25 protein-coding genes are annotated in these 24,526 nt (G+C 27.0%); 8 read left to right on the plus strand and 17 right to left on the minus strand.

The window, feature by feature from the left end; all coding sequences use genetic code 4:
* Positions 1-149 precede the first annotated feature (149 nt).
* The gene (locus Q8852_RS01725; RefSeq protein WP_305938270.1) at positions 150-920 is read right to left on the minus strand and encodes a hypothetical protein; all 771 of its coding nucleotides are present in this window, start codon (positions 918-920) and stop codon (positions 150-152) included.
* Positions 921-1,145: 225 nt separating this feature from the next.
* Between Q8852_RS01725 and Q8852_RS01730 the strand changes: the two genes are divergently transcribed.
* From Q8852_RS01730 to ylqF, 4 genes are read left to right on the plus strand one after another with little or no spacing between them, the layout of a single operon-like run.
* On the plus strand, positions 1,146-1,691 hold the full coding sequence (locus Q8852_RS01730) for a tRNA (cytidine(34)-2'-O)-methyltransferase (RefSeq protein WP_305938271.1): 546 nt from the start codon (positions 1,146-1,148) through the stop codon (positions 1,689-1,691).
* On the plus strand, positions 1,666-2,397 hold the full coding sequence (locus tag Q8852_RS01735; RefSeq protein WP_305938272.1) for a TrmH family RNA methyltransferase: 732 nt from the start codon (positions 1,666-1,668) through the stop codon (positions 2,395-2,397). Before Q8852_RS01730 ends, Q8852_RS01735 begins: the two co-directional genes overlap by 26 nt.
* Position 2,398: 1 nt before the next feature.
* Positions 2,399-2,659, plus strand: coding sequence for a DivIVA domain-containing protein (locus Q8852_RS01740; RefSeq protein ID WP_305938273.1), 261 nt, complete (start codon positions 2,399-2,401; stop codon positions 2,657-2,659).
* Positions 2,652-3,506 (plus strand): ribosome biogenesis GTPase YlqF, encoded by an 855-nt coding sequence (ylqF, locus tag Q8852_RS01745; RefSeq protein ID WP_305938274.1) that lies wholly within the window; start codon positions 2,652-2,654, stop codon positions 3,504-3,506. The genes Q8852_RS01740 and ylqF overlap by 8 nt, the downstream gene beginning before the upstream one ends.
* Before the next feature lie 41 nt (positions 3,507-3,547).
* On the opposite strand, the gene Q8852_RS01750 is transcribed toward ylqF, so the two are convergent.
* The 11 genes from Q8852_RS01750 to efp all read right to left on the minus strand — a co-directional run bounded on the left by Q8852_RS01750 (position 3,548) and on the right by efp (position 14,073).
* A complete protein-coding gene (locus Q8852_RS01750; protein ID WP_305938275.1) occupies positions 3,548-5,182 on the minus strand; it encodes an MHO_4530 family protein in 1,635 nt (544 codons plus the stop codon).
* Positions 5,182-7,371 carry an ATP-dependent helicase gene (locus tag Q8852_RS01755; RefSeq protein WP_305938276.1) on the minus strand — a complete coding sequence of 730 codons (2,190 nt, stop codon included), beginning with the start codon at positions 7,369-7,371 and terminating at the stop codon, positions 5,182-5,184. The genes Q8852_RS01750 and Q8852_RS01755 overlap by 1 nt, the downstream gene beginning before the upstream one ends.
* A 1-nt stretch (position 7,372) precedes the next feature.
* Positions 7,373-7,990, minus strand: coding sequence for an RDD family protein (locus tag Q8852_RS01760; RefSeq protein ID WP_305938277.1), 618 nt, complete (start codon positions 7,988-7,990; stop codon positions 7,373-7,375).
* Entirely contained in the window at positions 7,990-9,009 is a 1,020-nt protein-coding gene (locus tag Q8852_RS01765; RefSeq protein ID WP_305938278.1) for a glycosyltransferase, read from the minus strand. Before Q8852_RS01765 ends, Q8852_RS01760 begins: the two co-directional genes overlap by 1 nt.
* 308 nt (positions 9,010-9,317) lie before the next feature.
* Complete coding sequence (locus Q8852_RS01770; protein WP_305938279.1) at positions 9,318-9,959, minus strand: hypothetical protein; 642 nt, start codon at positions 9,957-9,959, stop codon at positions 9,318-9,320.
* 102 nt (positions 9,960-10,061) lie between these two features.
* On the minus strand, positions 10,062-10,655 hold the full coding sequence (locus Q8852_RS01775; RefSeq protein WP_305938280.1) for an FMN-dependent NADH-azoreductase: 594 nt from the start codon (positions 10,653-10,655) through the stop codon (positions 10,062-10,064).
* Between the two features lie 111 nt (positions 10,656-10,766).
* On the minus strand, positions 10,767-11,789 hold the full coding sequence (locus Q8852_RS01780) for a nicotinate phosphoribosyltransferase (protein ID WP_369810274.1): 1,023 nt from the start codon (positions 11,787-11,789) through the stop codon (positions 10,767-10,769).
* A 23-nt stretch (positions 11,790-11,812) separates the two neighbouring features.
* On the minus strand, positions 11,813-12,679 hold the full coding sequence (locus Q8852_RS01785) for an MAGa3780 family membrane protein (RefSeq protein WP_305938281.1): 867 nt from the start codon (positions 12,677-12,679) through the stop codon (positions 11,813-11,815).
* A gap of 177 nt (positions 12,680-12,856) precedes the next feature.
* Positions 12,857-13,189, minus strand: coding sequence for a hypothetical protein (locus Q8852_RS01790; RefSeq protein WP_305938282.1), 333 nt, complete (start codon positions 13,187-13,189; stop codon positions 12,857-12,859).
* Between the two features lie 3 nt (positions 13,190-13,192).
* Positions 13,193-13,510: an MMB_0454 family protein gene (locus tag Q8852_RS01795; protein WP_305938283.1), complete on the minus strand. Its 318-nt coding sequence runs from the start codon at positions 13,508-13,510 to the stop codon at positions 13,193-13,195.
* Positions 13,510-14,073 (minus strand): elongation factor P, encoded by a 564-nt coding sequence (efp, locus tag Q8852_RS01800; RefSeq protein ID WP_305938284.1) that lies wholly within the window; start codon positions 14,071-14,073, stop codon positions 13,510-13,512. Before efp ends, Q8852_RS01795 begins: the two co-directional genes overlap by 1 nt.
* Positions 14,074-14,235: 162 nt before the next feature.
* Here efp and Q8852_RS01805 point away from each other — a divergent pair, with 162 nt between their 5' ends.
* Together Q8852_RS01805 and Q8852_RS01810 are read left to right on the plus strand one after the other, a co-directional pair.
* Entirely contained in the window at positions 14,236-14,658 is a 423-nt protein-coding gene (locus Q8852_RS01805) for a hypothetical protein (RefSeq protein WP_305938285.1), read from the plus strand.
* Between the two features lie 43 nt (positions 14,659-14,701).
* Entirely contained in the window at positions 14,702-16,171 is a 1,470-nt protein-coding gene (locus Q8852_RS01810; protein WP_305938286.1) for a hypothetical protein, read from the plus strand.
* 47 nt (positions 16,172-16,218) lie between these two features.
* Here the strand turns inward: Q8852_RS01810 and Q8852_RS01815 are convergent, their stop codons facing one another.
* From Q8852_RS01815 to mnmG, 3 genes are all read right to left on the minus strand, one after another.
* On the minus strand, positions 16,219-17,889 hold the full coding sequence (locus Q8852_RS01815) for a hypothetical protein (RefSeq protein ID WP_305938287.1): 1,671 nt from the start codon (positions 17,887-17,889) through the stop codon (positions 16,219-16,221).
* 63 nt (positions 17,890-17,952) lie between these two features.
* Positions 17,953-18,387 carry a 23S rRNA (pseudouridine(1915)-N(3))-methyltransferase RlmH gene (locus Q8852_RS01820; protein WP_305938288.1) on the minus strand — a complete coding sequence of 145 codons (435 nt, stop codon included), beginning with the start codon at positions 18,385-18,387 and terminating at the stop codon, positions 17,953-17,955.
* Entirely contained in the window at positions 18,387-20,219 is a 1,833-nt protein-coding gene (gene mnmG / locus Q8852_RS01825) for a tRNA uridine-5-carboxymethylaminomethyl(34) synthesis enzyme MnmG (RefSeq protein ID WP_305938289.1), read from the minus strand. The genes Q8852_RS01820 and mnmG overlap by 1 nt, the downstream gene beginning before the upstream one ends.
* Positions 20,220-20,385: 166 nt before the next feature.
* Between mnmG and Q8852_RS01830 the strand changes: the two genes are divergently transcribed.
* Both Q8852_RS01830 and gap read left to right on the plus strand, forming a co-directional pair.
* Entirely contained in the window at positions 20,386-21,171 is a 786-nt protein-coding gene (locus tag Q8852_RS01830; RefSeq protein WP_305938290.1) for a PQ-loop repeat-containing protein, read from the plus strand.
* A gap of 218 nt (positions 21,172-21,389) precedes the next feature.
* Positions 21,390-22,388, plus strand: coding sequence for a type I glyceraldehyde-3-phosphate dehydrogenase (gene gap, locus Q8852_RS01835; protein ID WP_305938291.1), 999 nt, complete (start codon positions 21,390-21,392; stop codon positions 22,386-22,388).
* Between the two features lie 146 nt (positions 22,389-22,534).
* On the opposite strand, the gene Q8852_RS01840 is transcribed toward gap, so the two are convergent.
* Positions 22,535-23,851, minus strand: a complete 1,317-nt coding sequence (locus tag Q8852_RS01840; RefSeq protein ID WP_369810275.1) for an IS1634 family transposase — start codon at positions 23,849-23,851, stop codon at positions 22,535-22,537.
* Complete coding sequence (locus Q8852_RS01845) at positions 23,836-24,198, minus strand: hypothetical protein (protein ID WP_305938292.1); 363 nt, start codon at positions 24,196-24,198, stop codon at positions 23,836-23,838. Before Q8852_RS01845 ends, Q8852_RS01840 begins: the two co-directional genes overlap by 16 nt.
* Positions 24,199-24,526: the final 328 nt, after the last annotated feature.

A 24,526-nucleotide genomic window follows, 5' to 3' on the forward strand; every position in this document is an offset into this window, starting at 1 on the left:
AATTTCCTGTTCTATGTGTCAAGGCCAAAAAAGCGTGCAGAATATGTAAATACTTATCCCTAATATAGTTGCTATAATAAAACTTAAATATGTTGCTATTTTAGCTTTTTTCTCAATTGTTTTAGACATTTTATCTACCTTTATTAAAATTAATTATTTACCTCATTGCTAGGTGTTTTAGGTAAATCTGTATCTAGTTGTTCATCATAATTTTTAAATATTTTTCTGCATATTGATACAGTTCTATTAAAAAGAGAAAATGGGTATATTCCAAAAAATCTAATTACGAATTTTGTATATTTATTTTTAAATGAATCTACATTTAAATTATTTCTTTTTAATAGATAGTAAATAAGAAATCTGTTCATAGAGTAATTTGATGTGAATCCTACGGCTACAATCATTATGACATAGAAAGCGATTTCTAAATCACTGAGCCCACTATTTGCAATTGCAATTATTGTTAAAACAATTGTACCTACAGAGAAAATAATGTTTCTAATAGGTCACATATTAAGCATTGAATTAATAATTTTTCTTTTGTTTTTAGATAAATTGTTTTCTCCGGCAATTAAATTAGTTGCATCTTGTGTAGATTTTAAGTAAAAGTTAGTAAATAAGAATTTTAAGAATTTATTGTTTTCTTTATCAGGAAATCTTTGTGAAATAACTCTAGTAGTACCAAATAGTCTTAAAGCAATATTAAACTCTTGCATAAAGACAAAGAACCATAATGGAATAACTCAAAAAACATATGATATAGCAACTAATATCAAGATAAAATCAATTTCTTGTCCTTTGACTTGTCTAACTACAATAAAAATAAATGGAACAAATGAAATACAGAATGCAACAAACATTCCTCAAATAAGACTTAAATAAGTTTCGATTTTAGCTTTTGTTTTTACATTATTTTTCATAAATACATCCTTACATTTATATGTTATCACTTTAAAGTCTGTAAAATGATATGAATCCTTAGAATTTTTATGCTTAAAATTAAATTTAAAAGGTGAAATTTTAAGAAATTATTTAATCAAGCTAAATGAAAATTGCTTGTTTTTTCTCTCTACCTAGATTGAGAAAATTGAATTATTTTTCCACTATATTTCAGCATTCTTGCTACAACAATGTATAATATACACATGTTAAATATAGTATTATACCAACCAGAAATTTGCCCTAATACAGGGAATATAATTCGTACATGTTTTGCTATCGGAGCAAAATTACACATTATCAAACCAATTAGTTTTGATTTACACCCTAAATGACTTAGAAGAGCAGGAGCAGGAAGAATGCTTTCAGATATTCCTCATGAAGTGCATAAATCATATAAAGATTTTGCTGAAAAATATGGTGATAAAAAAATCTTTTACATCACTCGTTATGGGCTAAAATCATACACCGATGTTGATTATAAAGCTGAATATCAAGATAAAGGAGAAATCTGATTAATGTTCGGGAGAGAGTCTACTGGAATTGATAAAAAAGTCCTACAAGACCACTTAGATGATTGTTTAAGAATTCCAATGGTTTCAGCAATGCGTTCAATTAATTTAGGTAACTGTGTAAGTATTCTTGGATTTGAAGTTATGAGACAACTTGATTTTCAAGACTTATCATTATACGAAGTTGAAAAAGGAAAATATTTCTTAAGAGATTATGTTGAAGATAACGAGCAAAAGTAACCCTAAAATCAAGGAATTAAAGAAATTATTAACTAATAAAAAATATCGTTTACAAGAACAAAAATTTATTGTTGAAGGATATCATTTAGTTCAAGAAGCCTATGATGCAGGGCTATTATTAGAAACCTTTGAATACAGCGCTGCACAGCCTAAATATTCAAATTCAATATTAGTTACTCAAGAAATTTTAAAAGACCTTAGTGATACTGTTACTCCACAAAATATTATTGGAGTATGTAAGTTCCCAGAAGTTAAAAAACATGGAAGTAAAATTTTATATCTAGATAATTTACAAGATCCAGGCAATGTTGGAACTATTATCCGTTTAGCTAAGGCTTTTGATATTGATACAATTTATATAAATCAATTTGATTATTTTAATCCTAAAACAATTCGTTCATCACAAGGAGCATTTTTTAGCAGTAATATTATTTCAGGTAAAAATGGGGTTGAATTTTTAAGCAAGCTTAAAGAAGAAGACTTTCATATCTATGCTACAGTGCTAAATGAAAAAGCGCTTGCATTAAATGAAGTTAAATTCCCTGATGATAAATTTGTTATTATAGTAGGAAATGAAGGAAATGGAGTTAGTTTACAAGTACAAGAGCTTAGTGACACACTTATATACATTCCAATTTCATTTGAAAGCTTAAACGTAGCTTGTGCAACAGCTATTGTGCTAGATAAAATAAGAAATAGAGGATAAGATGAATAAAATCAAAGAATTAAGCATTAGTATTAAAGATAAAAAGTTTTCTTTAAACCTTGAAGGCTACAATAAAAAAGAAGTTGATGATTTTTTACAATATTTATTCATTAATTTAGTTGAAGAAGAAGATACTAAAGAAAACTTAGAAACTCAATTAAATAAATACAAAGAATTATATAAAGTTGAATTTGATAAAAATAAAGTCCTTGAAGAAGAAAACAAAAGATTAAGTAAAGAAGTGGAGAAAATTTATGAATAATGAAAATGAAAACAAGTATCAAAATTTAATTCAATGATATCCAGGTCACATGGCTAAAGCTATGAAGGACATTAGAGAAAATGCAAACTTAGCTGATTTATTTATTGTTGTTCTAGATGCTAGATGTCCAATTAGTTCATATAATGAAGATTTTGATAAAGTTGCTCCGCAAAAACCAAGATTATTTATTATTACTAAATCTGATTTAATGGATAAAAATAAAAAGCCTTTAATCGAAAAACGTTTTAAAGGTGAAAACCTTTTATGACTAGATTTAAGAAAGCAAAGTTCTAAAAAAGTTATTTTAAATAAAATTAAATCTATTATGAAAGAGAAAATTGAACGTAATAAAGCCAAAGGAATGTTAATTACTAGAATTAAATCTTTTGTTGTTGGAGTTCCTAATTGTGGTAAAAGCACTTTGATTAATTTAGTTTCTGATAAGAAAACATTAAAAGTTGCTAACTATCCAGGGGTAACTAGAGAAAAGAAATGAGTAGTTAATGGTGAATACTTATTTTTAGATACTCCAGGGATTTTACTTCCTAAATTTGATGATCAAGAAAATGCTATTAAACTTTTAGTAACAGGTGCTATAAAACTTGAAAACTTTCCACTTGAGTTTTGTGCAACTAAAATATATGCTTTAATTTCAAAATATTATCCTGAAAAAATTCAAGCTTTAGGTTTACAACCTAGTGAAAATGATGTTGATATTTATGCTCAATTCCATAATTATGCAAATTTAAATAAAGTGTTTAAAGAAAAAGGTAAAGTTGATTTAACTCGTGCTTATACTTTGTTTATAAATTGAGCTAAGAATTTAAATGATGTCACTTATGATTAAAAAATACCTAAATGCTTATGACATAGGCATTAAGGTATTTTTTAAATATCTTCATTTGTGTAATAACAAGCAAATACTTTGGCTTTTAAAATAATTAATTCATCTAAATTTACTGGTGGATTTTCATAAATAACTTTAATATTATTGTTGCTTGCAAGGTTAATAACATTAATACAATCAAAATAAATTTTAGTGTTATTTAAATGCGAAGTAACCTTATCTCCAATAACAATTGCTTTAAGCTTTGTATCGTTAATAATATTAATTAAAGCTTTATCAATTTCATTAATATATAAAGCTGTAGGTATTGCATTTTTGAAATTTTCATCTATTTTTCTTTTTAGGTTTAAGTGGTCAAACATATTATTGTAAGCATAAATTAAACAAATAGGATTGTTTTCGCTGTTATCTAATTGTTTGTTTAAATAAACTTCTTGAGAAATTTTAACTAGAAGGTTTTTATTATTTTTGTTGGAGTTTTTAGTAACATAATCGTATCAATAATTTTCATATTCATAATTTAAAATAGGTATCTTATGGAAGAATTGATTTCATTTGTTATCAATTACATCATATGAATCATTTGAAACTGATGCGATAGTTAAATTAGATGATTTACTTGAAGAATAATTCTTAATTGGGAAATAATTAATATGCATATTATTTAAATCTTTATTAAGTAATGAATTCTCATTACGGTAACGGATTAATTGCGAGTTAAATTCCTTAAATTCTTTAGTATTAATGAAATCAAGTGGTAAATTAATATAGTTTTTATATTGTTTGAATTCATTTAAAATGTTAAAAAGTGAATAAGAAATTTTAGCTATTAACATTTCTCTAGAATATTCGGTTGCTAATTTAGTATTTCTAAAAATAGTAGCCGCAATAAAACATTTACTATAGCTAATATCATTATTAATTTGCATAGCTTTATGTAAATATTTTAAATAAGTATGTTTACTTTTTTCGCTTACTACAAGGAATAAAAATCCATTTTGTTTAAATATAGGTGTCTTTTTAGGGTTTAAGTCAAACTGATTAAATACTTCATTAATATATTCGCTTTCAATGTTTCTAGTGATATAAAAAGGCTTTAAAGCGAATGCAATAATTATATGCGTATTTCCTTTAAATTCAGCATTATAAAAGCTATTTTCTTCTTGATTAAGCAATTCAACTGTTTGATTTTTTCTTTTTCAAGTAATAATGCAATTATATTCACCGTTTTCAAGTGGATAAATTTTTAAATGATAAATATTTTGAACTCCACATTTTTTATCAAAGAAATAAATAAGTCTTTCATATAGGTTTAAACTGTTTTTGATATTGTTAGCAAAATTAAAGGCAATCTGTTGTTTTTTAATTATTCCTTCTTTAATGTAGTTTGAAATATATTTTGAACTCTCTTCATCTAGAATACTTAAAAATGTATCAAGAGGAATGTAATTGTATTGTTGAAATTTAAACTTTTGAGCATCAAATATAGTAGCGAAAGCATAATTTTTAGAACTTTGTCTAATAACACGATTGTTGTTACTATCTATTTTAAACAGAATGATACCAGAAGAATTTCTTGCATAAAAGAAGTAAAGCAGAAGGATAAAAAGAAAGGTGAATAATGTGATAGCCACAAAGACACCAATTATTACACCGATGATAGATGAAATAGGCATTATTTAGGAATTACCTTAATTGCAGGGTGATTTTTATTTAATGTTTTTACTTTTTTATCCTTAATAAATTCAACTACTATTTCGCTTGGAGTTACTTCTAAAACTTCTCCTTCTCCAAATACAACGTGACTAATAATGTCACCAACTATAATGTGGTTATTAGGAACGCTTTGCTCTTCACTGTTGAAGTCTTGGAAGTAACGGTTTTTACCATTAATAATAGTTTCGTTTACATTAATTCCCATTTCTTCAATGAAACGAGATGGAACTTTATCTATTTCAGTACCAATAACTTTTCCTCTTGAATCAGAAAGGAATAATTTATTTCTAGCACGAGTTACGGCAACATAAGCAAGACGTCTTTCATCCTCTAAATCATTAGAATATCTTCCATTAGCAGCAAATTTATCTGATGGAGTTTTCTTTTCAAGTGAACGACGATTTGGGAAAATTCCTTCAGAAAGTCCTACGATAAAGACGTTGTCAAATTCTAATCCTTTAGCTGAGTGAATTGTCATTAATGAAACATAGTTTGGTACATTATCATATTCATCTGAAACAGACATTAAAGATACCATGTTTAAGTAATCTGAAACACTTTTACCTTTATTCTTTTCTTCTCAGTTTGCAATTGAGTTAATAAGTTCTTTAACGTTATCTTCAGCTGATCCCCGTAAGTTTTCATTTAGTGCTATGTGTTCATAGTATTTGATTTCTTCAAGGAATTTATTTAATGTAACACTAATGCTGTTGTTTTGAAGTGCTTTTGCATATTTGATTACAAGCACCATGAATGGATAAATAGATTTTTTAATTTTTTCAGCTGGAATCGGAAGAGTTCTAATATCTTCTTGAAGTGTTCTAAATAATGATTTTCCTTTAGATTTAGCATAAGCTTTTAATTTGTTTAATGTAGCTTCCCCAATACCTCTGTTAGGTACATTGATAATACGTTCTAGAGCAATATCTTTTTGTTCAGCAATAACTCTAAGGAAAGCTAAAGCATCTTTAACTTCAGCGCGTTCAAAGAATTTAATTCCATTAAAGATCTTATGGTTAATGTTTTCTTCAATAAGAGCTTCTTCAAAAGGTCTTGAGTAATAGTTTGAACGGTATAAAATAGCGATTTCTTTAAGTTGATTTTTTTGTTTTTTAAGTTCGTTGATTTTTTGAACTACTCATCTAGCTTCAGCTTCTGGAGAAAATCCGTGATAGAATTCAACATCATCTCCAAGTTGATTTTGAGTTATTAAATCTTTATGTAAACGATTTGAATTGTTAGAAATTAAATTGTTAGCTGCATCAAGGATTTTTTGAGTTGAACGGTAGTTAATATCAAGAATAATAGTTTTAGTATTTGGGTATTCTTTATCAAAATTAAGGATTAAATCCACATCTGCACCACGTCAGTTGTAAATTGTTTGGTCAGGATCTCCGACAATAGTTAAATGTGTATTAGGACCAACAAGTAGTTTGATTAAATCATATTGCATTCTTGAAGTATCTTGAAACTCATCAACTAAAACATATTCAAATTGTTTTTGATAAATAGCAGCAACTTCTGGGTGTGTTTCTAAAAGCATTTTAGTTAAAATAACTAAATCATCAAAATCAAGAGAACCTTTAGATGTTAATTCATTTAAGTAATCTTGGTAAACATTCGGAACAATTTCTTGGAAATCAGAATTTTTAAGTTCTTTTGCAAGTTCTTCACGAGTGAGTTCCATATTTTTAGCATATGAAATGTACTCAATCATACTTTTGTAACTAATATCATGGCTTGAAATTTCTCTTTTACGATAAATATTACCTAAAATTTGAATTTTATCTGGTTCATCAACAATTAAGAAATCATTGTGAAATCCAAGTAAACGAATGTGTTTTCTTAATAATTCAGCACAGAAAGAGTGGAATGTAGAAATCTTTAATTCGCTTTTTAGACTTTTATTTGTGTAATTAAGCACTCTTTGCTTCATTTCATTAGCAGCTTTATTAGTAAAAGTCATAGCTAAAATATTTTTAGGTCTTACTCCTAAATCATTAATTAAGTAAGCAATTTTTCTTGTAAGCACTCTAGTTTTACCAGAACCTGCTCCTGCAATAATTCTAAGTGGTGAATCAAAGTATTCAACCGCTTCTTTTTGTTGTAGGTTTAAATCACTTAATAAATCAACTTTAATTAAATCCATATTATTCTCCTTGCTCAAAGTATCTAAATTTTCTTTCTGTGTAGTAATAAGGAAGTAAGATAATATCTTTTTCCTCAATAAGTTCTAAATATTTATCTTCAACTATTCGAGAGTTAAATGAAATATCTAAAAGAGTTAATTTTCTTTTTGAAAAAATTAACATAAAATAACCTAATGTTTGAATTATGAATCATGTACCCATGAAGGCGGTTAAAATACCCGTAAGAACTTGACCTGATAAAGTACTTTTAATAGTTTGCTCATCAAGTGAATTTCCTAATTTTTTTTGCATAATTCCTGCAGCTATTAAAATAATAACTACATTCAATGTGATAAAGAAACATCCGAGGACATTTCTTTTAAAAATTAAATAGTAATGAAATTTTTTATCGGCTGAATTAATAACTTTTAAATTCAATATCAGCATTCCTATAGTTTTACCTTTTCAAATTAAGGGAAATAAGATGTAGTAGCAATTTATCCAAATTAAAGAAATACCTAAGGTTTGATAGTATTTTCAATGCACTAAAGCAGCGATAGCAAAGATAAAAGCAACAACAAGAACAAAATCAATTAAATTAGAAAAAAATCTTTTGAAAAAACCGGCGTTTTTGTACATTATTCTAAATTATCTAAAATCTTACTTTTAATTAATTTTTTATAGCTTTCTCTTAACATTCTAGTTTCAGGTGAATCAATCATCATATACATATTAGTTGTTAAGAATAATTGGAATTCAGGACTGTTTTCAATCTTGTTAAGAAATTCATCATGTTTTTTAATTAATAATTCACTTCTTTTTTCTTCAAGTTGTTCTTTATCTGTCTTAGAAAAGTGTCTATATACAAAATATGTTTCAGATAAAAATCCTGTTAAAAGTAATTTAACATAGTAGTATTTTGCATATTTTAATTCTTCTTGAATTTTTAAATTCATGTGTTGTGCTTTAGCTTCAATTGCGTGGAATGATTCAAGTGAAACTTTAGTATTAAATCAAGTGTTTGATGAAATGAATTCACGAATAATTCTGAAGTCTAAATATTTATATTTTTTAGCTTCCATTAGTAAAATATAATTTAATTCAATACACATTAAAGTGTCATTTGAAACTTGTGGTTTATATTTCATAACTTTTTTAACAAGTGATTTTTTATAAATTTTGTTAAAAACAAATGGATAAGTATAAGCAAATATTTTAGGTTCTTTGCTTAAATCAACTACTTTATCGAATTCACCTCTTTCTTTAGGTCTAAAACGAACGGTTCCAATTAATCTAGGTTTGAATTCTAAAACGTCAACGTTTCAACGCTGTGCATGTTCGATCATATCTCCAATAAAGTATCTTTTAATACTTGTATCAGAATTAATTACAGTTACATATTCACCTTTAACAATTCTGAATGCACTAACTAAATTGTGTTGGTATGAATTATCCTTAGAGTTAGAAATAACAATTAATCTACTTCCAAAAAATTCGTAATATTTTTTTGCTACTTTGTAAATATTTTTAGCTTCAGAGCTTTTATTAACACATAAAATTACTTCAAAACTTTGAGTTTCTTGTTCTTTTAATGATGCTAAAAAAGTATCTACTTGAGCTGCATTTTCTCCTACTAATGATATTATTGATAATCTCATTTTTGCTCCTTAATTTTTATATATAAAATTTTACCATATTTATTACTTTAAATTTAAGGCTTATTGGTCTAAAAGGTATTTTTTTAGCTATTATGTAGTAGTTAAAAACAAAAAAATGCAATTAAAAACTCAACAAATTTCTTTGTTGAGTATAAAATTAAGTGGCTTTCTTTTATAAAACAGCAATAGCATGATTATATATTGGAAGATTTTCATCATATATATAATAATTCTTATAATCAAAAGTATTATACATTGTTCATTCTCCTTTACATAAAATAAATTATTAATTACTATTTAATTATACCTTATCTAATTCCAACTTCATGTAAATAAGTATGAAGTTTAATTAAATCCATTTTAGTTAAAGTAGTGTCTAAATTATTAAATCTTTGAACTAAGTTTTTGAATTCTTTTGAATCAACATCTATTCCATTACCAATATTATCTGGTTTTCTTCATTGTTTAGAATTGATAAATTTTTCATAACTATTTTTATCTTCGTCTTGAAATTGAATTGGTAAATTAGGATATTCTACACTTACCCATGCATCATTACTCATTAAATTATCATATGAGTTAGGATGATTACTCATTTTAGAATATTTTCTAATTGTTTTAAGAGTTTTAGTTAAACTATTATTAATATTTGTAATATCTTTAGGTTTTAAATTATCATCAAAATCCATATCTTTCATTTTTTCAAAATGTTCTCAAAGATTTCTATTATAACTATGAATTTGTTGAAGAATTTTTTTATCTCCCTCTTCTTTTTCTTCATAACTAAAATCTTTATCTGGTATTACAGCATCTAAATCTTCTTCATCTTCAACTGGTTTTGGAAGTGGTGGTGCTATAATATTTTTCTTTTCACAAGCAACCACACTAAGTGGTGCAATAATTACTGGTGCTGCTAAAAATAAAATACTTAATTTGTTAAATGTTTTCATAATTTTCTCCTTAATTGTTTTTCTACTTATATTCTAAAAAAAAAAAAAAACAAAACCACTTTGTGGTTTGTAAGCAAGAAATTGAAAATCATACTTTTAAGCCTATTTTATAGCACTTTTAATTTCATCTGCAAGGTGATTTTCTAATTGATCTAAAGTAATATCTGAATTAGGTTTTACTTTAGTTCCATATCATTTAATATTTTTCACTTCTTGAGCACCTAAAAATTTAAATGTTCCTTCGAGTCAACTTGCATGTGTTCCTCAAGGATATCATCCTTCTGGTGCACCTTGTGTTGAGACAATAATAACTTTTTTAATGTTTGTTAAAAGTCCGATTGCATCACCACTTTTTGAATATTTATAACTAAATGTTTTATTAGCTACAGAAATAGAATCAATAAAGTTTTTTAATACTGTAGAAGCGTTAAAATTAATCATTGGATTTGAAACAACTACAACATCACTGTTTTTCATAAGTTCAATCCATTTATCTGAATTAACATCATTTCAGTATGTAGATAAATTATTAGCTGTCATAAATACGCTGGCTAATTCTGTTTGATTTAAATCAATACGTGTGATTTGATTATTTGCATCTTTTCCGTATTCTGTTTCGATAAGATCTAAAATTTTATGTGAGTTTGATGCTGAAGTTGGAACAACATGAGCATCTAGAATTGTAATTTTTTGCATGTTTTTACCTCTTATGTTATGTTTGCTAGCATATTTATTATAATGCAATTATTTGCTAAAAAAAGTAAAAAATAAAAAAATTACTAAAAAACATTAGTAATTTTAACTTTTTTATTTTTTATAAGTAATTAAATTAGGATTATTTCGATATGCTCTACCCTCTTTAGCTTGAGGGTCACCATTTAAAATTGTTGCATCAGCAGAAAATGAATTATTTAATTTAAAAATACTTTGTCCAACCCCATAATAATCAACTGGAACATGTAATTCTTCAAATAATTTAATTTTGTCAGCATTAAATCCTGAAGAAACTACAATTTTATATTTGTTGGCTCCGGCTTCATCAAGAGCTTTTCTTAATCTAAAAATTTGTTCAGGATTTACCCCATATTGAGGAGTTTCACCATCAAACATATGATCTACCATATTTTTAGAAGTATCAATTCTAACACCTCAAACTTTATTTCCTAAAGCATTCCAAATTTTTAAAGCATCATTAATAACATCATTATGATAGTCAATTAAAGCAATTAATTTATTATTGGGGAATAATTCGTGATAAGCTTTTGTGGCTGCTACTACATCACCATTAAAACCTTGAATTAATACATGAGGCATTGAACCAAAAACTGATTCATCTTGTTTGGAAGGGTCTTTTTGAGCTAGGGTAGACACAATTTCAATTCCTCCAACTCTAGCAGCATATCCATCAATTTCTTGGTTAATATAATGATCAGCTCTATCGCCCATAAAAATAACTTTTTTATCTTTTGCTTCTTTGACACAGTGGTAAGCATTTGTAGCGATCGAAGTATTTCTAGTTAAAATACCATCAATAAGGCCTTCTCAAATACCGAATTCTTGATATTGTCCTTCTAATTCTAAAACGATATCAAGTGCATTAATATGACTGTCTTCTGGTAAATATCTAATGATATATTTACTTGTATCGGTTTTTTCTTCAAGTAAAGCTAAAACTTCATTAATTCCACATAAAATAGCATCATCTTTTCTTTGAAAAAATTGCATAACTATTTTGTTATTAGGAAGTTTATTAGCTAATATTTCTTTGGTTTTATGAAAATAGGATGCAATGTATTTTTCTTTATCTTGCATATTTTCTCCTAACTTAATGCTATAGAAAACAAACTAATGGTTTAGTTTGTTTTATCAAGCTTAATATCTGTTTGATTTTCAGCAACTTTTGCAAGTTTCTTTTCTTCTTTAGCAGCTTGTTTTTCAGCTTTAGCTTTAGCAACTGCTGCACGTGTTTCCGGTTTGACAAAGTATAATTTTGGTAATTTCTTTTGTCTTGGACGAAGTATTCTAAGTAATTTTCTTAAAGTAAATCCAATTACAGGTGCCGCAAATATTGCACATAACACCATAATTATATCTAAGACAACTACTATAAAGATACTTCCGCCTTTATATCCTAATGGTTCATAAAATGAAACAACACCATAGATTGTTACACCACGTTGGAGTTCTGTCCCACCAAATTGCATGAATTTATATCCTAAGAAATAAATCGCAATTGTAAAGAATAAATAAGCAATTGGTCATGCAGCAAAACCTCATACTGATTTAGTTGAAATTCTGATTCTTTTTCTTTCATAAACAAAAAGAGTCATTAATCCAAAGAATGGAGCTCCAGCATGCATTATAAGTGTTTTAACCATTTCAAATGGTTTATTATCTGTAATAATGCTATGGTCAAAAATAACACCACCTCAATATCCAAGCATAACTATAATGATGTATACCATTGAGGCAAAGTAGAACGTTTGTGCTCTACGTGATTTTTGTCAAAATGGATAAAGGAATAAAGTAATCCCCATTAAAACATTGGACATAAAAGTAAATCAATAAGTTGAACCACCTCAGAATAGGTATGTTGCATTTGGATATACATAATAATTAATTATTTTTTGTATATTTTCATTGCCTGAAGAATCTTGAATATCTTTAATTTGATCAAAAATACTTTTGTGACCATCTGGCGCATAATTTCATGCTTCCATAACTCAAGTACTTCTAAAATGTCATTCAAGTAATGTTATGGTTATGTAAGTGACAATAAGTGAAAAACCAATTGTGCAAGTGATTCAATCTTGTCACTTAAAGTGTCCAAAGTGGTTTTTGAAGAAATGTCTTATTTTTTTTTCATTATTAGTTGAAGGATTCATATCTTTAACTTTTTATGCTAAGAAAATACCTAATAGAATAATTACAATTATAGCTATAACAAAGGCAATTCCGCCTAGAATAAAATAAAGCCGATTTCTTAAAAAAGCATGTTCACGTTTTAAATGACGAAATACGACTTTATTATCAATTAAGTTTTCATTACTAATTTTATGTTCTCTAAGTTCGATTAGTAATTTTTCAATTTGCTCTAAATATTTATCTGTGCCTTTGAAATGACGTTTGCTATTAGCTTTTTGATATTTTTCTATTTCACTTTTTACTTCGTTACTAAAAAGCTTACGATAAAGTGACATATTTTCTTTAGGAAATTTCTTTTGTTTCATTTATTAGTAAATATCCAATAAAACTACTTGAACATTTTTTGGTTTTTTATCAATAAGTGTTTTAACATTTTCTTCAATTTTAAAAGTTAATTCTTTGATAATTGCATATGGATCAATTTCTTTATCTTTTGGTCCACGAATTTTAACATCTATGTAAATTTGAACATTTGAATGATCTTCATCAAAACTTAAACGCATGTTTGATAAGTTACTTTTTACATATTTAGTATTATCAAGTGCATTTTGAATTACATCGACAATTGCTGACTCTTGCACGATGTAGCTTTGATTAGAATTATATGGTACTGTAATTCAGTTCATTATTTATTTGCTTTACCAACGTATTTTCCTGTTTCTGTTGAAACTGAAATAACATCGCCTTCTTTAATGAACATAGGTGTTTCTAATTCGAAACCTGTTTCAACAATAACTTTCTTTTGTGGGTTTGTTGTTGTGTTTCCTTTAACAGCATCTGGTGCTTCAGTAACTGTTAATTCAACATTTGCTGGTAATTCAACATCTAATACCTCTTCTTGGAATTTTCTGATTTGAACATCTGAACCTTCTTTAAGGAAGTTTAATTCTCATTCAACGTGTGAAACTGGAATTTCAACTTGTTCATATGTTTCGTTATCCATTAAAATAATGTTTTCTCCATCTGAGTATAAGAAGTTCATTCTTCTTTTGTCGATGTGAGCTGGTTTAACTTTATCTCCACCTGTGTAAGATTTAATAGTTGTAGCACCAGTTCTTAAGTTTTTAACTTTAGCTTTAACGTTTGCTTGTCCACGTCCTTGTTTTGAGTGTTGTGCGTCTAAAACAACAAAAATATCACCTTCATCTTGGAATGTAATACCTGGTTTAAATTCATTAACATTAATCATTTTTTTCTCCTTTTTTCAGTGCTTTTTAATTAATTTTGTAAATATAAGATAATTATACTTAAAAATATATTATTTTTAAGTTTAAAAATAAGAAAAGAAAAGTCTTTTAGTTTATTTTTAGTTCACATTGAAAATTTTTAATATATAAATTGAAAGGATGACATGAAAGAAGAATTCAATTTATTTCAAATTTACAAATTAAGTGAAGAATTAACAAGAGCTTTATTTAAAGAAAGTGACTTAGTTTCAGGTTATATAATGCCTATTTTTAGTAGTAATCAAGAAATTTTATTTTGTGAAGTGAAACAAAATTCGCTGCAAAATAACACAATAAAATCTTTACATTTATATACTAAAAAAGGTGATACAAATTATTTAATTGAACTTGGTACTATTTTCAAAATCCAAGAAACCGATTTCTTGAAGCATGCTAAAAATTTTAATGATCAATTAATTAAAGGCTCAATAGCTGAAACTAATGAATTAGAAATTTTAGAAGCCTTTGTTCAATGTTTAAATGAAAGGCTATTTAATACCAAATTAATCACAATTAATGCAAAAAATGGTTCAAAATCATATTTTTAGTTTTTTAACATTAAAAAAATAATATTCATAATACAATTATTATATGATTACTGAACAGAAATGAAAAATAAGAAAACAGCAAAAAACCTACCCAAATCATGAAGGAACTTGACTTTTAACTCAAAGAGTTCAACAATTTAGAGATGCTATCAAAAATCAACAGGTAGCTGTTTTTGTTGCGCACTTTTTATATCAAGCTTTGTTTATTACATTCCTGGTTTTAGGTATTTTAAATGGTGAAAAATATTTTGCAACATCAGGTAAGGAACAAACAGAATATCAGTCGTGATATACCTATATCATTGCAGCAATTGCTTTATTTATTTATTATAATTATTTAATTTTTTTAAAAACATATGAATTGCATTATAGAATTAATCATTTATATAATTCGTTGCATTATTCAGAAAAGCATTATAAAACAATGGTAAAACTTGACTGGATTTTATCTTTTTTACCTATTAGTAGTACTTTGTATAGAAATCTAGTTTTATTCAAATATCTTGTGCCTAAATATAAATATAAAAATTCATTAGATAACACTGCATCAATTAATTACTTAATAACTTTAACAAGTAATTCGAAACTATCAAAATTATCAAAAGATTCTTTTGTATTTTCAGTGCAAGAGCTTGCGATTGCTAGTGTATTATTATCTTTATTTTTAATTATAACAACATTAACTAAGTTTACCGGATTATCGAGAGTTGGACTTAGTTTTGAATATGTGTTTTATATTGTTTTTGCTTTATTTTTCTCAACCTTTAAAGCCTGTGTGCTAGGGTTAATAGCGGATTTTGCTTCATTATTATTTACTGGAGCAATCTGGTCATGATTCTGGATGTATGCTATTATACCTATATGCGTTGTAATAATTTCTAAATTATTCATTTGAATGTATAAAGCTAATACTAAATGAGCCGCATTAACAACTGTAATAATAATGTCTTTAGTATTTCTTGCATTACTTGTAACTGTATCTTATGGAGCTTATTTACAAGATTACAAACCGGATTCAAGTCATATAAAAAATATTATTGGAATAGATAAAATGAATGGAAATTACAAAGGATGACGTATTTCTCGAACCTTTGGATTTTCAACCATTTCAGGCTGAATAGTATGAATTATGGTGTGGCTTGCTGGAATATTTACCATAATAATGATTTCTTTACTTGTTATTATTTTAACAAATTACACTAATGAAAAAGATTTAAACTCAACACCAACACTTTTATTTATTAAAAAAGTTTTAATTTCATTTGGGTTAGTTGTTTCAGTTATTGTGCTAATGAGATGAATTTATGGACCATATGTATATATTCAATACATGAATTACTTCATGGGAAAATCATATTTAGCTAGCGAAAAATATATTTACTTTATGATTCCAATTGCTTTAAGATCGTTAATTTCAATACCTGTTTATATTCTATTTTTAGTAACAATTTATTCAACCATTGATTTCTTTAAAGAAAGAGTAATTAAACAAAAGAAAAGAGTGTCATATTAAAAAAAGATGATTTAGTCTATGCTGTAGGCTATTTCATCTTTTTTATTTTAGATTTTAATTTTAATTATTGCTTGATAAATGGTGTCAGAAGCTTTTAAACTTGTGAATTTCACTTGTAATTTAAATACATATTCATAAATATTATTTTCCAACTTATTTACTTGAATGATTTTGGGCTTATTTATTATATTCATATATGAATTTGATGTTGTAGAAATATTGAAATCATCAATATTTAAGGAATCTTTATTTTTGTTTATGGATTCATTTTTTAAGTTTATTGAAATATATCTTGGAGCTAGCCGAATACTTAATAGTTCTTCCAATTTTTCTGTGTAATTTGAGCTGGTTTTATCAATTGAGTTTTGATCATATTTAATTTCAATGAAATCTTCTAAGGCATTATAACCATTAACTAAACCAATTAAAGCACTAGTAGTAAAATCTAATGAAGCTCATTTATCAAACTTAAGTCCATTTTCTTCTAAAACATGATCACTAGTTAATTCTTCAGATTGAATTTGTGTTTCAACTGCACGAACAATATTGCCTTGTTTTAAAGTGCAATATTTTCATGAATTACTTTGATAATCAAAATATTGAACTGAATTATGTTTTTTAACAAAATTATCATCAACTCAGGTAGCGATTTCATTATGACCTGGGTGTCCCTTGTAATAAATATTATATTCATCTGAATATTTTGCAGCTATATATCCAATATAAATTTTATCCTCTACTGGATTACCTGAACCTAAAATAATTAAACTTGGTTTCTGATTGTTTTCAAAATCTTGCTTAACTACATCTCCAACTTTTTCTCAATTTAAATTAGATATTTTGCTTCAATAACTAAATAATCTTTTATTATTAATATCTCTTTTATTAAAGATATAATCCTTGATTTCAGTTTCATTATCATTATAGAAAAATGGGTGCGTACTTAAAAGTCCTTCTTTAATAAATTTCTTTACGTCTGAATTAGATGAGAAGTAAAAATCTAATCCATCAATATATCTCGGTAATATGTATTGAGATTCTCTATCTGGTCTTTTAGGAAGGTTTCAAGTGTTTTCCTCTTTATTTCAGTATCAATATTTTAATCTTGGTAAATATTGATCTAAAACATATTGGCTATACATATTAGAATCTTCAATCCCTTTAATTTGGACATTTTTATATTTTTCAAGTAGTCCTATTATTGCTGGTGCAATTCTAATATGATCTGAATTGATAAATATATTAATTTTCTTGTCTGGATTCTGTTTAATAATTTCCTCAAACTTTTTAGCTGCAGTGTCATAATTGGTGGTATTTATACTATTGACTCTAGAGTTTTGTCTGATATTTGTTTCATTTTTATTATCAACTACTCTTTTATTTTTAAGAAAATCTTCTAAAGCACAAGCATTAATCTTTCTTTGAAATTCTAATGCTGTGGTATAGAAGAAATGCACTTCTTTATCCGAACACATAGCAAGACGAATTAAGTTATAAAATGTTTGAATACCTCATGCTGAAAAGTATAAATTAATATCAGCTTCATTTTGCAATTCAACAATGTTTTTTGACATTTGTGCCTGAGCGATTTCTTCAATATTAGTATTAGGATCTGCTTTTTTAATTATTACATTTGAACAAGCGGTGCTTAATACCCCCCCAATTATCGTTGCGCTTAGGCTTGAGATAAGCAATGTTTGTTTTAAGATTTTTTTCATAGCGCTATTATATATTAATATTCCTATGAGCTAAGCTTAAAAGAAAAAATCCAGAGAACTGGATTATTTGTGATAAGTAATATTATTTCTAATTGTGAAAGCACGATAAATTTGTTCCACAAGCATAACTCTAAATAATTGATGCGGAAAAGTCATTTTTGAGAAATTGATTTGATTTGGAAAATAAGATTCAATTACTCCATTTGATCCACCAATAACAAATGTAACATTATCTATATCTAAAAATAAGTCTCCAAAAGATTCGCTATCATATTGTTTACCTCTTAAAGATAAATAATATACTTTAGAATTTTTAGGAATTTTTTCAAGAATTAATTCAGTTTCTTTTTGTTTTTTTAATTCTATATTTTCGATTTTTTGTTCCTTAATTTCAATTAAATTAAGTTTACAAAAGTAATTAATTTTTTTAGCATAATCATCATAAAGAACTTTAAATTCTTTACTCAATGATCCGACGCAAATTATATTTAATTTCATTATTTATTTCTAGTTTGAATATAGAACATTAACATTTGAATATCAGCTGGATTAATTCCGCTAATTCTTGATGCTTGACCAATTGTAAGTGGTTTAATTTTAATTAATTTTTGTTTTGCTTCTGTAGCAATATTAGGCACGATATTGTAATCAATATCTTCAGGAATTTTGAAGTTTTCAAGTTTGTTCATTTTAGCAGCTTCAGCTTGTTGCTTTTTAATATATCCATCTAATCTAACTGCAATTGTAAGTTCATTTTTGAATTCATAATCGCCAACAACTTCACTAGCTTCAACATCAGGTCTAGCAAGTACTCTAAGGAGTGAAACACCATTTTCAATCCCTAAACGTTGAGCTAAAGGTGATTTTGAAGATAAGTATGAATTTGATAATTCTTCAATTTTAGCTTGAATGCTATTGTATTTATCAACTACTTTTTGATATTGCTCTTCAGAAACAAGTCCTACTTCATTTCCATATTTAGCAAGTCTTAAATCAGGGTTATCATTTCTAAGTAATAATCTATATTCAGCTCTTGAAGTTAGCATACGGTAAGGTTCTTTTGTTCCTTTGGTTACTAAATCATCAATTAAAACACCGATATAAGCATCATCTCTTTTAAGGATTAAGGGATGCTTACCTTCAAGTTTTCTACCTGCATTAATTCCAGCAATAAGACCTTGAGCAGCGGCTTCTTCATATCCACTTGTACCATTAATTTGACCTGCTGTAAAAATATTAGCTACAACTTTTGATTCAAGTGAAGGAGAAATTTGTAATGGGTTTAAAGCATCATATTCAATTGCATAACCTCATTTTTGAACTTTACAGTTTTCAAGCCCTGGAATTGTTCTAAGCATTTGATCTTGTACATCCACCGGCATACTAGTTGACATTCCATTAACATAAATAATAGAACCATCTACTGTTTCAGGTTCGAAAAAGATTTGATGTCTAGGTTTATCTGCAAAACGCATAACTTTATCTTCAACACTAGGACAATATCTTGGACCAATTCCTTCAATTAATCCTGAATACATAGCTGAACGATGAATGTTATTACGGATAATTTCATGAGTTTTTTCGTTAGTATAAGTTAAATAACAAGAAATTTGTTTATCAAGTTTAACATTTGATCTGCTTGAAAATGATAAATAAGTATCTTCGAGGTTTTCTTTTTCCACTTTTGAAAAATCAATTGAATCAGCATAAACTCTTGCAGGAGTACCTGTTTTAAGTCTTTGTAATTCAAATCCATGTGCAGCTAAAGATTGTGAAAGTTTTGGAGTAGTTTTTTGATTATCTGGACCTGAAATAGTAATTTCATCTCCACGTAAAATACGTGAATTCATATATGTTCCTGTAGTGATAACTAATTCTTTAGCTTCTAAAATACTTCCATCTTCCATTTTGATAGCTTTAAATGAATTATTTTCAGTAATAATATCTTCAGCTACACCTTCAATTAATGTGACATTTTTATGTTCTTGTAAAGCTTGAAGAATAATTCTAGAATATTTTTCTTTATCAATTTGAGCTCTCATAGCTCTAACTGCTGGGCCTTTTGATTCATTTAACATTTTAATTTGAATCATAGCTAAATCTGAAAAATACCCTTGTACTCCACCAAGTGCATCAATTTCTCTAGTAATAATTCCTTTTGCAGGTCCTCCGATTGAAGGGTTGCAAGGCATCATTGCAATTTTGTGTAAATCAAAGCTGATTAAAGCGACTTTATGTCCCATATTTGCTAAAGCAAAAGTTGCTTCAACACCAGCATGACCTCCACCAATTACAATTGCATCAAATTTATTTAAAGTTGTCTTGTTCATAGTTTTTATATTTTACTATTTTGTCTATAAAATATGATAAAAAATAATTAGTGTATTAAATGCCTTTTATAACTTGCAAATAGTGCTAAAAGTTAATTATTCTAATTTAATATTAAAATAATCATTTACTTTATAAAAAAATATAATTTAAATATAGAGGTATAAAATGCATAATTTAGTATCAACAAACGGAATTGCTACACCGGCAACTAGCATAGTGCTATATATATTCATGATTTTAACAATTGTAATGACAGTTGGAATTACCATACCGCAATTAATCCATGTATTAAAGGTTAAAAATTCACAAGGAGTATCATATCCTTCTTTTTGAGTTTTCCAACTAGGGATTATTATTTGAATCATTTGATCAAGTTTAAGTCCTGGAAGTATGCTAAATGTTTTAATTGCTAATGTTTTTGGATTAATAATTAATACATTAGTTCTATATTTCACATATTATTATGATAGTAGTAGGACTAAAAAACAAAGAGTTAATGGTTATATTTGAATTCTTGTTTCATTTGCTTTAAGTTTAATTCCAGTAGCTTTATATATGTGTAGAGAAATTTCAAAAAACTTTACAGATAAAATCGCACAATGATACCTAATTTCTGGTTATGCTTCATTAATATTTTCTTTAATAGCTCCTGCTTTTACAACACTTACATTCCTACCACAATTTATTAAAAGTATAAAAACTAATAAATGAGAAGGTGTTACATATTGAGAATATATTGCTTTTATAATTAACGATCTTATTTGATTAGTTTGATGAGGGCTTGAAATTGGTGTTTATGCAACTGAACCAATTAAATCAAATGGAAGCACAATGCTAGGATATATTGGTGGAATTAGTTGACAAATATTATCATTAGGATTATATTTAACTCAATTTTCATTCACAATTAAACATGAATATAGCAAAAAATTGCAAAATAAAACAACTTAATGCTATTTAGAATGATAAAAAGTTAGCAAAATTATAAAAAAGCTTAATTTTAATTAAAAATACAGTGTTATTTTATGTTTTTATAAAAAATATTGTATTTTTTTATCTTCAAAACTTTTGAAAAAAGCTTTAAAGGATTTATAAAAAATATTATAATATACACGAACATAAAAAAGTTAAATTTATGCATAAACAAAACTATTTTTGAAAGGAAAAATATGAAAAAAGTAGCAATTAACGGTTTTGGTAGAATCGGAAGATTATTCTTACGTAGATTACTTGAAACACAATCAAAAGAAATGGAAGTTGTTGCTGTTAACGACTTAACAGACCCAGCTACATTAGCTCACTTATTAAAATACGATACAGCATACCATGCATTACCAGTTGATGTTGTTGTTAAAGAAGGTGCTATCGTTGTAAATGGAAAAGAAATTAAAGTTTTATCAGAAAGAGACCCTGAAAACTTACCATGAGCAGAATTAGGAATCGATGTTGTTGTTGAATCAACAGGATTCTTTACAAAACGTGAAGGTGCAGAAAAACACTTAAAAGCTGGAGCTAAAAAAGTTGTTGTTTCAGCACCATCAGACAAAGATGTTAAAACAATCGTTTACAATGTAAACCACAAAGAATTAACAAAAGAAGACAAATTAATCTCAGCAGCTTCATGTACAACAAACTGTTTAGCACCAGTTGTTAAAGTTCTTGTTGACAACTTTGGATTAAAATCAGGATACATGACAACAATCCACTCATATACAGCTGACCAAAGATTACAAGATGCTCCTCACAAAGACTTAAGAAGAGCTAGAGCAGCAGCTCAAAACATGGTTCCTACATCAACAGGAGCAGCTAAAGCTATTGGTTTAGTAGTTCCTGAAGCAGCAGGAAAATTAGATGGTATTGCAGTTAGAGTTCCTACAATTACAGGTTCACTTGTTGACTTAACAGTTATGCTTGAAAAACAACCTACAGTTGAAGAATTAAATGCAGCTATGAAAGCAGCAGCTAGTGAAACATTAGAATACTCAACAACACCACTTGTATCTTCAGACATTATCGGACAACACCACGGATCAATCTTTGATTCATTAATGACTGCAGCTAAGGAAACAGAAGACGGTGTAATGTACAAATTATTCTCATGATACGACAATGAAATGTCATACGTATCACAACTTGTTAGAACTGTAGAACACTTTGCAAAATTATAATAATTTCAAATAATAATAAGCCTTCTGGGCTTATTTTTTAATACAAAAACAGCACCTATAAATTATAGCCCGTGTTTCCAAGTTAATAAGGGTAAAAAAACGTGCAGTCCTTAATTTTAGGGCTGCACAATTTTTAACATTTGAAATTACATAGAAAAATCGCTATTTAACAATTTAACTATGTAGTTATATAAATCAATTTCCTCTTTTATATCATCGTTATTTCACATTTTTTCTTCTGTTACAATACCATCAACTTTTTTATAATTGATATTTGCTGCTTTAATAGCACCGATTATTTGTTGTGTTGTTACTTTATCTAACACACCAGTTAACATTTGTTGATTGTAGTTAACCTTTCAAGTTAAATAGTTTAAAACAACTAATGCTAAAAAACATATTGTTATATGACCGTAAACGTGTTCATCTTTTCTAACAAACATAGGTCTTGTTTCTAATGTAGATTTTAAATCTCTAAAATTATTCTCAATTCTTCATTGATTTTTGTATATTTCTAGAATTTCTCTAATAGTTAAATCAAATCTTGTAGTTTCAAAAACCATATATCCATCCAGTTTTTGATCCTCGTGTACTTTTTCCATATCCATAACAAATCTTGATTGTTGAATTTCTGTAAAAAACTTATATTTTTTATATGAAATCATACTTTTAGCAGTTGCGCTGCCGCTTTCATCTTTAACTTTATTAAATCTTTCGATGACTTCATTTCTTAGTTGAGCATCTCTTTTAGCTTTGTATTTATCATAAATTACTACTTGTCTTACTTTTATGGCTTTATTTTCTTTAGTTACATTTACTTGCTCTACTTCTTTGCATAATAAGCCATCTATATCTTTGTAATCTGTTTCACTTATAACGTATTCTTTAAATTTTTTGCTTTGTGCCTTTAATCTAACAGGGAAAATATAATTTAGTCCATTATTTTTTAGAAATAGTTTGTTTTGATAATCATTCATCCCTTTATCTGCGATAACTGTTACATTTTTAAGATTATAAATTTCTCCTAATTCATTAATTGTAGGTATTAAGGTTTTTGAATCAGCAACATTTCCTGGTAGCAATGCAAAATCTAAAGGAATTCCATTTCTATCCGTTACCATTCCAAGAACAACTTGATCCTCTTTGAATTTTCCATCTTTTGAATATCCACTTCTTTTTAATGTATATTTTGATTTTAGGTTTTCATTTGTATTAACAAATGTTTCAAAATAAAGTGTTGTTGCATCCATGAATACTAAATTAACATCACGGTTGGTATATTCATGGATTTTTTCATTCATGTTTTTGATTAGTTTTTGCTTATTTTCTGCAACAAAATCTAAGAAATTATAAACTGTGGATTTTTGTATATCTAATTCATTTGAGTACTTATTTTTAGTCTTAAAGCTTCTAATAAAACTTTCTGGTTCTAAAATTCTTTTAGCTACTAGGAAATTGAAAATTTCTTCAGCTTGTTTTCTTTTCCGACATTTAAATTCTTAAATAAATCTATATCTTTTATAACTTGATAAATCAATTCAATACCAATGTTATATGTTCCGATTTCTACTTTTGTAAGTTTAAAAGCTTCTGCTAATTTACTTTTAACATAATCTTTATCAGCATCTAGTGGTAACGAAGCCGCTAATTGCTTAATAATTTCCATCGCATCTTCATTTTGCTCCTGAAGTTTTGATAAATTACCAATACTAATGCTTCTTTCATACCCTTTACCATAACCACCTGATATTGCAAGGCTTACATAGTAATCATCTTTCTTTTTATTTTTTGTAACTAATCACTTTTTCATAGTTTTATTATATCATAATTCTATGTAATTATGTAATAAAAAAGTAAAAAATTTTTTATTAAGTCTATAAGCTATTTATTTCATAAATAGATTTCTTAAAAGTTAAAAAAGAGAAATAAAAAGTGTCTCCAACTTGGAAACACAGGAAGGAAACAGAAGACGGTGTAATGTACAAATTATTCTCATGATACGACAATGAAATGTCATACGTATCACAACTTGTTAGAACTGTAGAACACTTTGCAAAATTATAATAATTTCAAATAATAATAAGCCTTCTGGGCTTATTTTTTAATACAAAAACAGCACCTATAAATTATAGGTACTG

The sequence above is a fragment of the Mycoplasma seminis genome (genome assembly GCF_030718845.1).
Lineage (GTDB): Bacteria > Bacillota_I > Bacilli_A > Mycoplasmatales > Metamycoplasmataceae > Mycoplasmopsis > Mycoplasmopsis seminis.